The 14,371-nt window shown below is 63.8% G+C and carries 15 protein-coding genes and 1 tRNA gene; 13 read left to right on the forward strand and 3 right to left on the reverse strand.

Annotation, left to right across the window (positions count from 1 at the left end; genetic code table 11):
* The first annotated feature begins 145 nt into the window (after window positions 1-145).
* The 8 genes from cyoA to ACP7CK_RS05550 all read left to right on the forward strand — a co-directional run bounded on the left by cyoA (window position 146) and on the right by ACP7CK_RS05550 (window position 7,620).
* Window positions 146-1,357 carry a ubiquinol oxidase subunit II gene (cyoA, locus tag ACP7CK_RS05515; RefSeq protein ID WP_292148703.1) on the forward strand — a complete coding sequence of 404 codons (1,212 nt, stop codon included), beginning with the start codon at window positions 146-148 and terminating at the stop codon, window positions 1,355-1,357.
* A gap of 13 nt (window positions 1,358-1,370) precedes the next feature.
* A complete protein-coding gene (gene cyoB / locus ACP7CK_RS05520; protein ID WP_426025358.1) occupies window positions 1,371-3,374 on the forward strand; it encodes a cytochrome o ubiquinol oxidase subunit I in 2,004 nt (667 codons plus the stop codon).
* 3 nt (window positions 3,375-3,377) lie between these two features.
* Window positions 3,378-4,001 (forward strand): cytochrome o ubiquinol oxidase subunit III, encoded by a 624-nt coding sequence (cyoC, locus tag ACP7CK_RS05525; protein WP_292148705.1) that lies wholly within the window; start codon window positions 3,378-3,380, stop codon window positions 3,999-4,001.
* Window positions 3,998-4,393: a cytochrome o ubiquinol oxidase subunit IV gene (cyoD, locus tag ACP7CK_RS05530; protein ID WP_035306277.1), complete on the forward strand. Its 396-nt coding sequence runs from the start codon at window positions 3,998-4,000 to the stop codon at window positions 4,391-4,393. Before cyoC ends, cyoD begins: the two co-directional genes overlap by 4 nt.
* Window positions 4,394-4,483: 90 nt before the next feature.
* Entirely contained in the window at window positions 4,484-5,164 is a 681-nt protein-coding gene (locus ACP7CK_RS05535; RefSeq protein ID WP_426025359.1) for an SURF1 family protein, read from the forward strand.
* Window positions 5,161-6,492 carry an ATP-binding protein gene (locus ACP7CK_RS05540; protein ID WP_008261611.1) on the forward strand — a complete coding sequence of 444 codons (1,332 nt, stop codon included), beginning with the start codon at window positions 5,161-5,163 and terminating at the stop codon, window positions 6,490-6,492. Before ACP7CK_RS05535 ends, ACP7CK_RS05540 begins: the two co-directional genes overlap by 4 nt.
* Window positions 6,485-7,021, forward strand: coding sequence for a response regulator transcription factor (locus ACP7CK_RS05545; protein ID WP_008264133.1), 537 nt, complete (start codon window positions 6,485-6,487; stop codon window positions 7,019-7,021). Before ACP7CK_RS05540 ends, ACP7CK_RS05545 begins: the two co-directional genes overlap by 8 nt.
* 92 nt (window positions 7,022-7,113) lie before the next feature.
* Window positions 7,114-7,620 (forward strand): ClbS/DfsB family four-helix bundle protein, encoded by a 507-nt coding sequence (locus tag ACP7CK_RS05550; RefSeq protein ID WP_426025360.1) that lies wholly within the window; start codon window positions 7,114-7,116, stop codon window positions 7,618-7,620.
* A gap of 114 nt (window positions 7,621-7,734) precedes the next feature.
* Here the strand turns inward: ACP7CK_RS05550 and ACP7CK_RS05555 are convergent.
* A tRNA-Ser gene (locus tag ACP7CK_RS05555) sits at window positions 7,735-7,824 on the reverse strand.
* 108 nt (window positions 7,825-7,932) lie between these two features.
* On the opposite strand from ACP7CK_RS05555, the gene ACP7CK_RS05560 reads away from it, so the two are divergent.
* From ACP7CK_RS05560 to ACP7CK_RS05580, 5 genes are read left to right on the forward strand one after another with little or no spacing between them, the layout of a single operon-like run.
* A complete protein-coding gene (locus ACP7CK_RS05560) occupies window positions 7,933-8,733 on the forward strand; it encodes a septal ring lytic transglycosylase RlpA family protein (RefSeq protein ID WP_426025361.1) in 801 nt (266 codons plus the stop codon).
* A gap of 49 nt (window positions 8,734-8,782) precedes the next feature.
* The gene (gene tmk / locus ACP7CK_RS05565) at window positions 8,783-9,415 is read left to right on the forward strand and encodes a dTMP kinase (protein ID WP_426025362.1); all 633 of its coding nucleotides are present in this window, start codon (window positions 8,783-8,785) and stop codon (window positions 9,413-9,415) included.
* The gene (locus ACP7CK_RS05570; RefSeq protein WP_426025363.1) at window positions 9,412-10,404 is read left to right on the forward strand and encodes a DNA polymerase III subunit delta'; all 993 of its coding nucleotides are present in this window, start codon (window positions 9,412-9,414) and stop codon (window positions 10,402-10,404) included. Before tmk ends, ACP7CK_RS05570 begins: the two co-directional genes overlap by 4 nt.
* Complete coding sequence (locus tag ACP7CK_RS05575; protein WP_426025364.1) at window positions 10,404-11,186, forward strand: TatD family hydrolase; 783 nt, start codon at window positions 10,404-10,406, stop codon at window positions 11,184-11,186. Before ACP7CK_RS05570 ends, ACP7CK_RS05575 begins: the two co-directional genes overlap by 1 nt.
* Window positions 11,183-11,977, forward strand: a complete 795-nt coding sequence (locus ACP7CK_RS05580; RefSeq protein WP_426025365.1) for an MBL fold metallo-hydrolase — start codon at window positions 11,183-11,185, stop codon at window positions 11,975-11,977. The genes ACP7CK_RS05575 and ACP7CK_RS05580 overlap by 4 nt, the downstream gene beginning before the upstream one ends.
* Window positions 11,978-12,472: 495 nt before the next feature.
* Here the strand turns inward: ACP7CK_RS05580 and ACP7CK_RS05585 are convergent, their stop codons facing one another.
* Window positions 12,473-13,372, reverse strand: a complete 900-nt coding sequence (locus ACP7CK_RS05585) for a hypothetical protein (RefSeq protein ID WP_426025366.1) — start codon at window positions 13,370-13,372, stop codon at window positions 12,473-12,475.
* Window positions 13,373-13,487: 115 nt separating this feature from the next.
* A complete protein-coding gene (locus ACP7CK_RS05590; protein WP_426025367.1) occupies window positions 13,488-14,120 on the reverse strand; it encodes a hypothetical protein in 633 nt (210 codons plus the stop codon).
* Window positions 14,121-14,371: the final 251 nt, after the last annotated feature.

Consider the following 14,371-nt stretch of genomic DNA (forward strand, 5'->3'; position numbering starts at 1 on the left):
GCGCCCTTTGCGACGAAAGTCGCGATCTGAGGATAGGACAGATTGTCCAATGTCGTTTCTGATCGAAGCTGACTATCCGGCCCAGTTCGAACGCCAACCGTCGCGACTCCTCCCTGTTGTCCGATGTTTCCCGATTGGAGCCGCCTTGCGCCGTCTGCGCCTACTCCTGCTCGTGCCCATGGTGGCGCTTCTGTCGGCCTGTAATCTGGTCGTGCTGAAACCCGCCGGCGATATCGCCCAGCAGCAGGGCGACCTGCTGATGATCTCCACCCTGCTGATGCTGATCATCATCGTTCCGGTGATGGCGCTGACCGTATTCTTCGCCTGGAAATACCGGGCGTCGAACAAGGACGCGGAATACCAACCGGACTGGGACCACTCGACCCATCTGGAGGTCGTGATCTGGGCTGCGCCCCTGCTGATCATCATCTGCCTGGGCGCCCTGACCTGGGCCGGCACTCACCTTCTCGATCCTTACCGCCCGATCGACCGGATCAAGCCGGGGCAGGCGGTGGACGAAAGCGTTGAGCCGCTGCAGGTCAATGTGGTCGCGCTCGATTGGAAATGGCTGTTCATCTATCCGCAGTACGGGGTCGCCACCGTCAACGAACTGGCCGCGCCTGTGGATCGCCCCATCCGCTTCCACATCACCTCGTCCTCGGTGATGAACTCCTTCTATATTCCCGCCCTGGCCGGCCAGATCTACGCCATGCCGGGCATGGAGACGAAGCTGCACGCCGTCATCAACCGTCCGGGCGAGTATGAAGGCTTCTCGGCCAACTATTCCGGCGACGGCTTCTCGCACATGCGTTTCGCCTTCCACGGCATGGACCAGGCAGGCTTTGACGGCTGGATCGCCGGGGTTCGCCAGGGTGGTCAGGCGCTGGATCGCGACCGTTACCTCGAACTGGAAAAGCCCAGCGAGAAGGTGCCGGCGATGCGTTTCTCCACGGTCGACGGCGGCCTGTGGGACGCGATCCTCAACATGTGCGTCGAGCCGGGCAAGATGTGCATGGGCGAGATGATGGAAATCGACCGCAAGGGCGGCCTGACCATGGCCTCGGTGCGCAACACCATGCCGCTGGTCTATGACAAGTACGCCGGTCGCGGAAAGAACGCGGCGATCTTCGGCTCGAACGACAGCTATGTCATGACCATCTGCACGCCGCTGCAGGCTGAGGCCGCGGCCGCTGATCGCATCCGCCGGGCCGAACTTGACGCGGCGAGCGCCCCTGTCAGCCTGGCGCCTTTGTCGGGCCTGGGTTTGACCCAGGGCGTGCCGATGGCGTCGCTGTCCACAGACAAACAATCGACGGGGGCGGTTTCGACCGACGTCCGTTCCTCCCCCAACGCCTGAGCGAACACAGTCGATGAACGCTGACACCCTCATTCCACTCATCTTCGGGCGGTTGACGCTCGAGGCTCTGCCGTTGCACGAGCCGATCCTGGTCGTGACCATGATCGTGGTCCTGCTGGGCGGCGTCGCCCTGCTGGGCGCCCTGACCTATTTCAAGCTCTGGGGCTATCTCTGGAAGGAATGGTTCACGACCGTGGACCACAAGAAGATCGGGATCATGTACATGATCCTGGGTCTGATCATGTTCGTGCGCGGCTTCGCCGACGCCATCATGATGCGCCTGCAGCAGGCGATGGCGTTCGGCGGGTCCGAAGGCTATCTGAACGCACACCACTATGATCAGGTCTTCACCGCTCACGGGGTGATCATGATCTTCTTCGTGGCCATGCCGATGGTGACGGGGATCATGAACTATGTCGTGCCGCTGCAGATCGGCGCGCGCGACGTCTCCTTCCCCTTCCTCAACAATTTCAGCTTCTGGATGACGACGGCCGGCGCCATCATCGTCATGGCCTCGCTGTTCGTCGGCGAGTTCGCCCGCACGGGCTGGCTGGCCTATCCGCCGCTGTCCGGCATCGGCTACAGCCCCGGCGTCGGGGTGGACTATTACATATGGGCGCTGCAGATCGCGGGGGTGGGGACGACCCTGTCCGGCATCAACCTGATCGCCACCATTGTGAAGATGCGGGCGCCGGGCATGGGCATGATGAAGATGCCGATCTTCACCTGGACGTCGCTCTGCACCAACGTCCTGATCGTGGCGTCCTTCCCGGTCCTGACCGCCGTCCTGGCCTTGCTGACGCTGGACCGCTATGTCGGCACCAACTTCTTCACGAACGACTTCGGCGGCAACCCGATGATGTACGTGAACCTGATCTGGATCTGGGGCCACCCTGAGGTCTACATCCTGATCCTGCCGCTGTTCGGCGTCTTCTCGGAAGTCGCCTCGACCTTCTCGGGCAAGAAGCTGTTCGGCTACACCTCGATGGTCTACGCGACGGTCGTGATCACGATCCTGTCGTACCTGGTGTGGCTCCACCACTTCTTCACCATGGGTTCGGGCGCGTCGGTGAACTCCTTCTTCGGCATCACCACGATGATCATCTCGATCCCGACGGGGGCGAAGATCTTCAACTGGCTCTTCACCATGTATCGGGGCCGTATCCGTTTCGAACTGCCGATGATGTGGCTGGTCGCCTTCATGCTGACCTTCGTGATCGGCGGATTGACCGGCGTGCTTCTGGCCGTGCCGCCGGCCGACTTCGTGCTGCACAACTCGCTGTTCCTGGTCGCCCACTTCCACAACGTCATCATCGGCGGCGTGTTGTTCGGCCTGTTCGCCGCCATCAACTTCTGGTGGCCCAAGGCTTTCGGCTTCAGACTCAACAAGTTCTGGGGGCTGGTCAGCTTCTGGTGCTGGGTGCCGGGCTTCTGGCTGGCGTTCGCGCCCCTGTATGTCCTGGGTCTCATGGGCGTGACGCGCCGGATGCGGGTGTTCGACGACCCGTCCTTGCAGATCTGGTTCGTCATCGCCGCCATCGGCGCGGGCGTCATCGCCCTGGGCATCGCGGCCATGTTCATCCAGTTCGCGGTCTCCATCATCAATCGCGACAAGCTGCGTGACATCACGGGCGATCCGTGGGGCGGCCGCACCCTGGAATGGGCCACCTCTTCACCTCCGCCCGCCTACAACTTCGCCTCCACGCCGGTCATCCACGACTCCGACGCCTGGTGGGACATGAAGAAGAAGGGCTATCAGCGTCCGCTGTCCGGCTATCGCGCCATCCACATGCCCTCGAACACGGGCACGGGGGTCATCATCTCGGGCCTGTGCCTGGTGATGGGTCTGGCGCTGATCTGGTACATCTGGTGGCTGGCGGCCCTGACCTTCGTGGGCGTGCTGGCGGTCTCGATCGCCCACACCTTCAACTACAAGCGCGACTACTACATCCCTGAGGGTGAAGTGCGCGAAACCGAAGAGGCGCGCACGCACGCCCTGGCCGGAACGGAGGCCTGATCCATGAGCGCGACCGCGACTGAGATCGACCCGAACGTCTTCCATCTGGAAGAGGAGCCGCATCACGAGGAAGGCTCCAGCACCATGCTGGGCTTCTGGCTCTATCTGATGAGCGACTGCCTCATCTTTGCGATGCTGTTCGCCGTGTTCGGCGTCCTGGGCGGCAACTACGCCGCCGGGCCGGGACCCAAGGAGCTGTTCGACCTGGAGCTGGTGGCGGTCAACACCGCCATGCTGCTGTTCTCGTCGATCACCTACGGCTTCGCCATGCTGGCGATGGACAAGAACAACAGGACCCAGACCCTGATCTGGCTGGCGATCACCGGCCTGTTCGGCCTGGCCTTCCTGGGAATCGAGCTCTACGAGTTCGCGCACCTGATCCATGAAGGCGCGACGCCGCAACGCAGCGCCTTCCTGTCTGCCTTCTTCACCCTGGTGGGCACCCACGGCCTGCACGTGACCTTCGGCATCATCTGGCTGGTGACGCTGATGGTTCAGGTCAGCTGGAAGGGTCTGATCCCCGCCAACAAGCGCCGCCTGATGTGCCTGTCGATGTTCTGGCACTTCCTCGACGTCATCTGGATCGGCGTCTTCACCTTCGTCTATCTGCTGGGCATGGTTCGATGAGCGCCGACAAGAACGATCACTCGCCCGAGTCCCACGAGGTGGACCACCTGGGTCACGAGGCGCACAATCACGGCTCCTTCAGGAGCTATATGATCGGTTTCGTGCTGTCGGTGATCCTGACGGCTATCCCGTTCGCCCTGGTGATGACCGGCGCCTTGCCGCCCCAGGCGACGGCCCTGATCGTCATGGCGTTCGCCGTGGTGCAGATCGTGGTCCACATGATCTATTTCCTGCACATGAACTCCAAGTCGGAGGGCGGCTGGACCATGCTGGCCCTGATCTTCACGATCATCGTGGTGGTCATCGCCCTGTCGGGTTCGCTGTGGGTGATGTACCACCTGAACACCAACATGATGCCCGCCACCCACGAAATGAGCCAGATGTCCTCCTGAGGACAGGGCCGGGAGATCGCCATCAAGGCCCAAGGCCCAATCGCGCCGCGTCTGTCGCCGACCCTGTTCTGGGCCGGCGTCGGCGCGGCGTTGCTGTTTGCGGGCTTCGTCGTCCTGGGCGGATGGCAGTTGCAGCGGCTGGCGTGGAAGACCGACCTGATCGCCCAGGTCGAAGCGAGGGTGCACGCCGCGCCGCAACCCGCGCCGGAACCGGACGCCTGGCCGACGGTGTCGAGAGAGACGGACCAGTATCGCCGCGTCACGGCGCGGGGCGTTTTTCGACATGATCGGGAGACCCTGGTTCAGGCCGTCACGGATTACGGCGCCGGATTCTGGGTCATGACGCCGCTGCAGACCGACGCCGGCCCCACGATTCTGATCAATCGGGGCTTCGTCACGCCACAGCGTCGTTTGCAGAAGGATCGACCGGGCGGGCAAGCGACGGGCGAACAACAGGTGACCGGCCTGTTGCGCATCACCGAACCCAGGGGCGGTTTTCTGCGCACGAATGATCCGGCGGGCGACCGCTGGTACTCTCGCGACATTGCGGCCATCGCTGCGGCCCGGGGGCTGTCCAATGTCGCGCCCTATTTCATAGACGCCGACGCGACGCCCAATCCCGACGGCTGGCCCAGGGGCGGTCTGACCATCGTGAAATTTCCCAATAGCCATCTCGTCTACGCCCTGACCTGGTTCGGCATGGCCCTGATGACCCTTGTCGGCTTCGGGCTCTTGGCCCGCGAAGTCCGGCGCCGTCGATCCGCGCAATGACCAAGACGCTTCAACGCCTGCTGGGCATCGGCGACTGGCGCGAGACGGCGGTGTCGCAGGAAACCGCGAACCGGCGAAATCTTCGCCTGCTGATCCAGTTGCGTTGGCTGGCGGTCGCCGGTCAGGTCGCCACCATACTGCTGGTCCATTTTGTCATGGGCATCCGCCTGCCGGTCTTCTGGCTGCTGATCGCACCCGCCGGCCTGGCCCTGGTCAATCTGGTCAGCGTCCCGCTGACGCAGCGCCGGGACGCCATCTCGGATCAGGAACTCATGCTGGCCTTGCTGGCCGATGTCGCGGCCCTGACGTGGCAGCTTTTCCTCACCGGCGGCGCGGCCAATCCGTTCGTGGCCCTCTATCTGCTGCAGGTCGTGCTCGGCGCGGTGCTTCTGGCCCCCGTCTACGCCTGGTCGCTGATCGGCGTCACCAGTCTGTGTTTCGCCGGCCTTGGCGTATTCAACCGGCCGCTGAACCTGCCGCCCGACAGCGAGGATGCTCTGTTGAGCCTCTATATGCAGGGCAGCCTGATCTGTTTCCTGCTGATGGCGGTGCTGCTGGTGCTGTTCATGACGCGGATCAACGACAATCTGCGCGCCCGCGACGCCTATGTCGCCGATGTGCGCCAGCAGGCGACGGAACAGGATCACATCGTGCGCATGGGCCTGCTGGCTTCGGGGGCAGCGCACGAACTGGGTACGCCCCTGGCGTCGCTGTCCGTCATACTGAGCGACTGGCGAAGGATGCCGATGCTGAAGGCCGACGCGGACCTGAAGCAGGACATGGACGTGATGCAGGCCGAGGTCGAGCGCTGCAAGGCCATCGTCACCGGCATCCTGATGTCGGCGGGCGAGGCGAGAGGCCAGGCGCCGATGCGCACGACCATGGGCCGGTTTCTGAACGAGGTGGTTCAGGGCTGGAGCGCCCGTGACGCCCGTGTCCGGGTCGAGGTCACGGCATGGACCGGACCCGATCCGAGCGTCATCGCCGACCCCGCCCTGCGTCAGGTCTTCGGCGTCCTGTTCGACAATGCGGTGGAGGCGGGGGCTCGCCGCATCTTCGTGTCTCCGGTCGTTCGCGACGGGCAGCTGGAATTTGCGATCCGCGACAATGGGCCCGGCTTTCCAGCCACGATTCTGGAGCGGCTGGGCAAACCCTATAATTCGACGAAGGATCGCCCCGGCGCGGGTTTGGGCTTGTTTCTTCTGGTGAATGTGATGCGTTCGCTGGGCGGCGCGGTTGAAGCGTCCAATCCCCCAGCTGGCGGCGGCGAGGTGCGGTTGATCCTCCCCATCGCCGCCCTGGCGCCGCAGGAGATGTCCGATGACTGATGAAACCCCGACCCTGTTGATCGTCGAGGACGACGAATCCTTCTCGCGCACCCTGCGCAAGTCCTTCGAACGGCGGGGGTATACGGTGGTCAGCGCGGACGGCCCCGATCAGATGGCCGAGGTGCTGAAAATTCACCGGCCGGGCTTCGCCGTGGTCGATCTCAAACTGGGCGGCGCGTCGGGCCTGGGGTGCGTCTCGACCCTTCGCGCCTTTGACGCCGACATGAACATCGTCGTCCTGACCGGCTTCGCCAGTATCGCCACGGCCGTGGAGGCGATCAAACTGGGCGCCCGTCACTATCTGGCCAAGCCGGCCAGCACCGATGACATCGAAGCCGCCTTCGGCAAGGCGTCGGGCGACGCCGCCACGCCGCTGACCAGCCGCCCGACCTCGATCAAGACCCTGGAATGGGAACGGATTCACGAGACCCTGGTGGAGACGGACTTCAACATCTCCGAAGCCGCTCGCCGCCTCGGCATGCACCGCCGCACCCTGGCCCGGAAGCTTGAGAAGCGTCGCGTGACCTGAAGGGGGGGGCGGTCAGGGCGATCGCTCGGCAAATGGCCGGCCGAGTTGGGCGGATCATTTCGAAGATCGATGCTTACATGGGAAGGAGCCTTATGGCTGTTCCAACCTCAAAGGTGGAATTGTTGACCGCCATTACGACCACGTTCGCAAAGCTGATGGCGGATTTGGCGAAAATTCCGCCCAACCGCGCACGTGAGGCCACGATGAAGGGGCATGCCGACGGAACCACCATGAGCCCGGCCGATCTGGTGGCCTATCTGGTCGGATGGAACGAGTTGGTTCTGAAATGGCTGGATCGTGACGACCGGGATGAACCGGTTGACTATCCCGAGGCCGGTTTCAAATGGAACCAACTCGGCCTGCTGGCGCAGAAATTCTACGCCGATTGCAACGCAATCGAATGGCCTGAACTGCTCGCCCGTCTGGAGGATGCGAAGACAGGACTGATGGTGACGATCACGGCCCGGTCAGATGAGGAACTGTATGGCGGCGCTTGGTACGGGAAATGGACCAAGGGACGTATGATCCAGTTTAATACCTCATCCGCTTACGCCAATGCCCGAGCCCGAGTTCGGGCGTGGCAGCAGGCGCAAGACTGAAAACCCGGTCTTGTCGGCAGGCCTATCGACAAGCGCGGATCGACGGTGCGGAAAGGGTCGGCGTGTGCGTAGCTATCGCGCACAACATCGCATCATAGCGTAAAATCGACAGGATGGCGGAAGCGGTGGGATTCGAACCCACGGACGGCTCTCACCGTCGCTGGTTTTCAAGACCAGTGCCTTAAACCACTCGGCCACACTTCCTTGCCGCGCTGAGCGGAGGCGGACGCCATAGCAGGCGAACGGCGCATTAACCAAAGCGGAAATGTCTTCGGTCATCCTGTTTTTGAGGATCGAGGCGAGGTGCGACCGATGACGACCGGACAATGGATGCGCAGCGGCCTGATCCTGGGCCTGTTCTCGCTGCTGGCGGCCTGTTCGACCGTCGACGGTAAAGGCGGCGCGAGCGGAATTCCCTTGGTCAAGGATCCGGCGCCGATCGTGTCGGGGACGATGCGGCCCTATCAGGTGCGCGGACGCTGGTACACGCCCAAGGAGCAGCCGGACTACGAGGAGGTCGGCCTGGCCTCCTGGTACGGGGACGCCTTCAACGGGCGGCCGACCTCAAGCGGCGAGCGGTTCGACATGCACCAGCTGACGGCGGCCCATAAGACCCTGCCGCTGCCGGGGCTGGTCGAGGTCACCAACCTGGAAAATGGTCGTCGGCTGGTGGTCCGGGTCAATGATCGGGGCCCGTTCGTTGACAGTCGGATCATCGACCTGTCGCGGGAGGCGGCGCAGGAGTTGGGGATGCTGTCGCAGGGCGTCGGGCGGGTGCGGGTCCGGTACCTGGGCCGCGCCCCCCGTCAGGGCGGAGGGACGATCCTGCGCGCGGATGCGCCGACCAGAGCGCCAGGGCCGGCGCCTTCGCCCGTTCCGGTGGCTGTCGTTGCGGAGGTCGCGAGCTTCTGGGTGCAGGCGGGGACCTTCTCGGACCAGGGCGAGGCGAGCCGAATCGCGGAGCATTTGAGCGGATGGGTGCGCGCCGACCGGAATGGCGGGCGCTATAATGTCGTGGTCGGTCCGTGGGAGAGCGCCAACGCGGCCGAGGCTGCGCGCCAATCCGTCGTGGCGAAGGGTTATGTCGGCGCCCTGTTGATATCGGGCAGTTGATCGCGCGCACGGGCTTGCGTCCGGCGGCCCGCGCGCGCCATGAAGGCGCGTGACCCGTGGAAAATTCATAAGCTTCGAAGGCGGCGAGGGCTCCGGCAAGTCGACTCAGGTCGGACGGCTGGTCGAGCGGCTGCAGCCCGTCCTGGGCGATCGCACTGTGGTGCGGACGCGTGAACCGGGCGGATCGAAAGGGGCGGAGGTGATCCGCAACCTGGTCGTGGCCACCGACGCCGAGCCCTGGTCGGCGATGACCGAGACCCTGCTGATGTACGCCTCGCGTTCGGACCATCTGGAGCGGACCATCCGGCCGGCGCTGGAAGCCGGCGACTGGGTGGTGTGCGACCGGTTCGCCGACTCAAGCCGGGCCTATCAGGGCGCCGGCGGGGGCGTGGCCCAGAGCTTTATCGAACAGATCGATGCGGGCGTGGTCGGAGACGATCAACCGGACCTGACCCTGGTGTTCGATCTGCCGGTCGAGGTGGGGCTGGAGCGGGCGTTCGGGCGCGGCCTGTTCGAGACGCGGTTCGAATCCAAGGGGCTGGAGTTCCATCAGCGACTGCGCGAGGGCTTTCTGAGGATCGTCGAGGCCCATCCGGAGCGGTGCGTGCTGATCGACGCCGTGGGATCGCTGGACGAGGTCGAGGCGCGGGTTTGGCAGGCGGTTCAGGATCGGCTGCTGTGAGCGAGGACCATCCCCGCGACCGGTTCGACCTGGTCCCTGATGCGGCGGCGGAAGCGGCCTTTCTGGACGCCTGGGAGCGGGGGAGGCTGCACCATGCCTGGCTGTTGTGCGGGGTCGAGGGGACGGGCAAGGCGACCTTCGCCTATCGCGCGGCGCGGCGGTTGCTGGGGGCGGCGGCCGATCCGGCGCGCGGGCCGCTGGGCGCGCGGCGCGAGGATCCGGTCAGCCGGCTGATCTCGGCCCAGTCGCATCCCGACCTGCTGGTGCTGGAACGGCTGGTCGAGGGCGGCAAGACCAAGAAGTCGATCTCGGTCGATCAGTCGCGCGACCTGCCCGAGTTCTTTTCCAAGAGTCCGTCCCAGGCTCAGCACCGGGTGGCGATCATCGATGCGGCCGACGACCTGAACATCAATGCGGCCAACGCCTTGCTGAAGGTTCTGGAGGAGCCGCCCGAGCGGGGGGTGCTGTTCCTGGTGACCCACGCGCCGGGGCGGCTGCTGGCCACGATCCGGTCGCGCTGCCGGCGGCTGAGCTTCCCCATCTGGACGCCGGAGCGGCTGGAGGCCCTGGTGCGGAACCGCACGGGGGCTGAGCCGGAGGAGGCCGAGCACGCGGCGGCGATGGCGGGCGGATCGCCGGGCGCGGCCCTGGCCCTGGCGTCGGGGGCGACCTTCGAGATGGACCAGTTGGCGCGGCGCTGGGTCGAGGGGGATGTGGACCGGGCCGAGGCCCTGGCCATCGCCGACAAGTTCCGGGGCGCGGAGGGCCAGGAGCGGTTCGAGACCCTGATGGACCGGCTGATCGCGGCGGTGCGGATGCGGGCCCTGAGCAGCCCGGCCGGCGCAGGCAACCGCTGGGCCGAGCTGTGGGAGCGGCTGCAGCCCCTGCCGGAGCGGGCGGCGGGGCTGAACCTGGACAAGGCCGATGTGCTGGCCGGGGCGCTGGCGGACCTGAGGCGGGTCCAGGCCCAGCAGGAACGGATGGGCTGATGCTGATCGACAGCCATGTGAACCTGCACGCCCCCCAGTTCGACGAGGACCGGGACGAAGTGATCGCCCGGGCGCGCAAGGCCGGGGTCGGCCTGATGGTCGAGATCTCCGACAAGCTGACCACCTTCGAGGCGACCCACGGGATCGCCATGGCCAACCCGGACATCTGGTGCACGGTCGGGGTCCATCCGCACGAGGCCAAGGATGCGGCGGAGCTGACGGCGGCGACCCTGGTCGAGCTGGCGCAGCGGCCCAAGGTGGTGGGGATCGGCGAGTGCGGGCTGGACTTCCACTATGACTTCAGCCCGCGCGAGATCCAGGCGGCGGTGTTCCGCCAGCATGTGGCCGCGGCGCGGGAGACGGGCCTGCCGCTGGTGATCCATACCCGCGAGGCGGACGCGGTCATGGGGGCGATCCTGAAGGAGGAGCACGCCGCCGGGCCGTTCAAGATGCTGATGCACTGCTACACCAGCGGGGCGGAACTGGCGGGAATCGCTGCGGAACTGGGGGCCTGGTTCTCGGTCTCGGGGATCGCCACCTTCAAGGCGGCCGAGGATGTGCGGGCGGTGATCCGGGACATGCCGGCTGACCGTATAATCGTCGAGACCGACTGCCCCTATCTGGCGCCCATCCCGCATCGGGGGCGGCGCAACGAGCCGGCCTATATCAGCCATGTGCTGGACAAGCTGGCCGAGATCCGGGGCTGGAGCGCCGAGGAGGCGGACCAGAAAACCACCGAGGCCTTCTTCGGCCTCTTTGACCGGATACCGAGATCGGCATGAGCTTCGAAGTCGTCATCCTGGGCAGCGGATCCTCGGGCGGGGTGCCGCGGGGCGACGGCGACTGGGGCGTGTGCGACCCGGCCGAGCCGAGGAACCGGCGCACGCGCTGCTCGATGCTGGCGAGGAAGACCGGGCCGGAGGGGATGACCAACATCCTGATCGACACCTCGCCGGACCTGCGCGAACAGATGCTGGCCAGCGGGACCCGGCATGTGGACGCGGTCCTCTATACCCACGACCATGCGGACCAGACCCACGGGATCGACGATCTGCGCACCTTCGCGACGCGGGCGCGCAAGCGAATCCCGGCCTGGATGGACGAGGCGACCCTGACGTCCCTGTCCCACCGGTTCGACTATATCTTCGAGAGCAAGTTCGGCTATCCGCCGCTGCTGGACGCCCAGGTCATCCCGCCGCACGGGACGGCCTGGTCGGTGGAGGGGCCGGGGGGCGCGATCCCGGTCGTGACCTTCGATCAGGGGCATGGACCGATCCGGTCGGTCGGCTATCGGCTGGGCGACATGGCCTATTCCAGCGACGTGTCGGACCTGGACGAGGCGGCGATCCGTGCGGTGGCGGGGAGCCAGATCTGGATCGTCGACGCCCTGCGCTACACCCCCCATCCGACCCATGCCCATCTGGACCGGACGCTGGAATGGATTGCGGCGGCGGACGTCGAGCGCGCGGTGCTGACGAACCTGCATATCGACATGGATTACAAGGAACTGTCGGCGATTGTTCCGGCAAATGTCGAGGTCGGGTTCGACGGCTGGCGCTGCATGATCGGCTGAGATCCGGTCGGTTTGTCGTAAAAACAGGGTGACAAACCGCCAAACCGCCAAATGCGCCTGGGCGACTGGTGTGGCGTTAGGATCGGCTGAGGTCGGTCGGTTTGGCGCGAAAACAGGGTGACAACCGTGCCAAAGGCGCCAAACGCGCCAGGGGCGACGACTGTGGCGTTGATGGGGGGGCGGACTGCGGCGCGCGCCCGATGTCAAAGACCGGACGACGAGGCTAACACAGTCTGGAAGCGTGGTAGGTCGATGGCGGTTGGGGCGCGTTAGGGTGTTGAAAGGATTAGGTTCAGTTCGACAAATTGGGGGAGGTGACCTTCGTTTGTCTTCCTTGGGTCATCTATGCGAACCGCTCTCCTCACATTTGCATTCAGCAGGGCCGCGCTGGAAAGCGGACGTCCCGAACATCTGTTCGGGGTGGTTAGAGGACATTGGCTTTCCTTGGGCAAACGCCCCAAGGCGACGCTTAAGCCGGAGCGGCGCCGGTTGCGCCTAGTTGGTGTGCTGGCATGTCAGACACATACGTTCTTCGTCGAGAACATTGCCTTTGCAGTCCTCAACTTCACAGTCGGACCGCTCGACGGTGCTTGTAATGCCGCAAACGCGGCAGTCCAACTGGGTCTCGCCCGGCATCTTTGTACGAAGCTGCGCCATTTTGGGAAAATCTTCTGCTCCCCAGTCGCGGTTGGCCTTCGCGTAGCAGGAAGGGCAAAGATACGTCCGTTGCTTCGTTATTCCAAGAAACCGCTCGGCCTCAGCGGGCTGGAGGTGCTCCAAGGCTAACTCCATCTCGCCCATCACATGGTTCACGACATTGTCGCCGCCGTCGTAGAGCCGGATGCGGTTCTCGGCTTCAAGATCAAGGCAGTGCTGGGACCAGCGTTTTTCGCCGTAGAGGGCCTCAGCCGCCTTCAACACATTGAGGATGAGTGTGCCCGGCTCGAAGACATCTTTGGGAACTGAGTGCATCAGCCGGTTTCGCTTGCGGCGAACATCGTCGAAGAAAGCCCGGAAGTGGTCGTCAAATGGCGGGGTCGCGATTGCGTTGTGGACGCGGATCAGGTCCACCGCGTCCACCGTACGAAACTCGCTGAACGGCGAGTCTTCCATCGGCCACTGTCGATGCTCTTGGGCAATCAGGATGAAGGGGGATACTGCAGCGATCCGTCCTTTGATCCCCAGCTCCATTGCCTGTTGAATCAAGCTGAAGGCATTGCCTAGTGGGACTTGGGACTTCTGCCAATATTCTTCGAGGCTCACCTCATCTAGTTCCCAGCCGGTGTATTTCTCATCGGCGTCACGGAGAAGATTTGTCGCCGTTTCCCACGCGAGATGAAGTTGGTTCAGCCCGGCGTCATAAAACTCTTGGGCGGTTGGTATCTCGGTGATCATTGCCGAGTGAGTACCTGATAAATAATGCCTCGCAAGAAGACCTTCCCAATGTCCACAATGGTTCGATTCAAGAAATAGTCGGCGGGCCAAGATCTGATCCCGCACCCGAGAATGGTCATATGTGGCCGCCATCGATTGCGGCGCGCCAACTTTCGTTGTTATGGACTCGGCTGTGTGTGAAGTTGATCTCCTCGCAGCCAACAAATTCGCACGCGATATCCTTGAGGGTCATCGCTAAACTGCGTGGCATGAGCGGACCCAGGGTTACCTTTTTTATCAGCCTCGCTGGCATCGGAAGAGCGTAGGTCACGCCCGCAAATAGGTCTTCCTCCCAGGCAACCACCCGATACTCGCTCTCTGCTTCGAACGTCACGCGCTTAAGAAATGGGAGATCATCGTCCGGTATCGGTGAGAGATCTCTAACTTGCGTAAGATTGAGGTACCTCATCGGCCCATGCAGTATGTCACGCTCTAGGCTATCTAAATGAAGTCTAAATTCATCCAGATCGAAGTGAACGCATACGCCGTGGCTTGATCCAGCAAATAACTGCCAGTGATGTCCGGTCTCGGGGCCAGCCGTCATGCAAAGAGCATATACCTCGCCCGCTCCTCTCCGTTTTCCATACTCACGTAGCCCGTAACTGTCGTTTCGGTCGAACCAAGTATCTGGAGAAAGCAAGGTTAGGCGGTTGTGCTTGAGCATATCAAGCAATGAGAGGACGTCAGTATAACGGCGGAGATAAGTCATCGAACGACGATCTACGACGACTAGGGGGAGTTGCCTAGGGCGGGCCCTTAATTTTTGACGCGAGTCTAGAACCGAGCATCCCCATCACCCTCAAGGGTTTGGGTCCCCTATGGCGGACGTCAGGAATGTCTGAGAGGGGGCGGGATCCGTCTTAGGCTAGCGACCGGCAAGCCGATCAGCGCCCTCTGACGAGGTCCGCATTGTCGCACGATCGCGGCTGCTACGCACGAGTAGCAGCAGGGCAAGGGCAT

Source organism: Brevundimonas sp. TSRC1-1 (genome assembly GCF_049898245.1).
In the GTDB taxonomy this organism is placed as follows: domain Bacteria; phylum Pseudomonadota; class Alphaproteobacteria; order Caulobacterales; family Caulobacteraceae; genus Brevundimonas; species Brevundimonas mediterranea_A.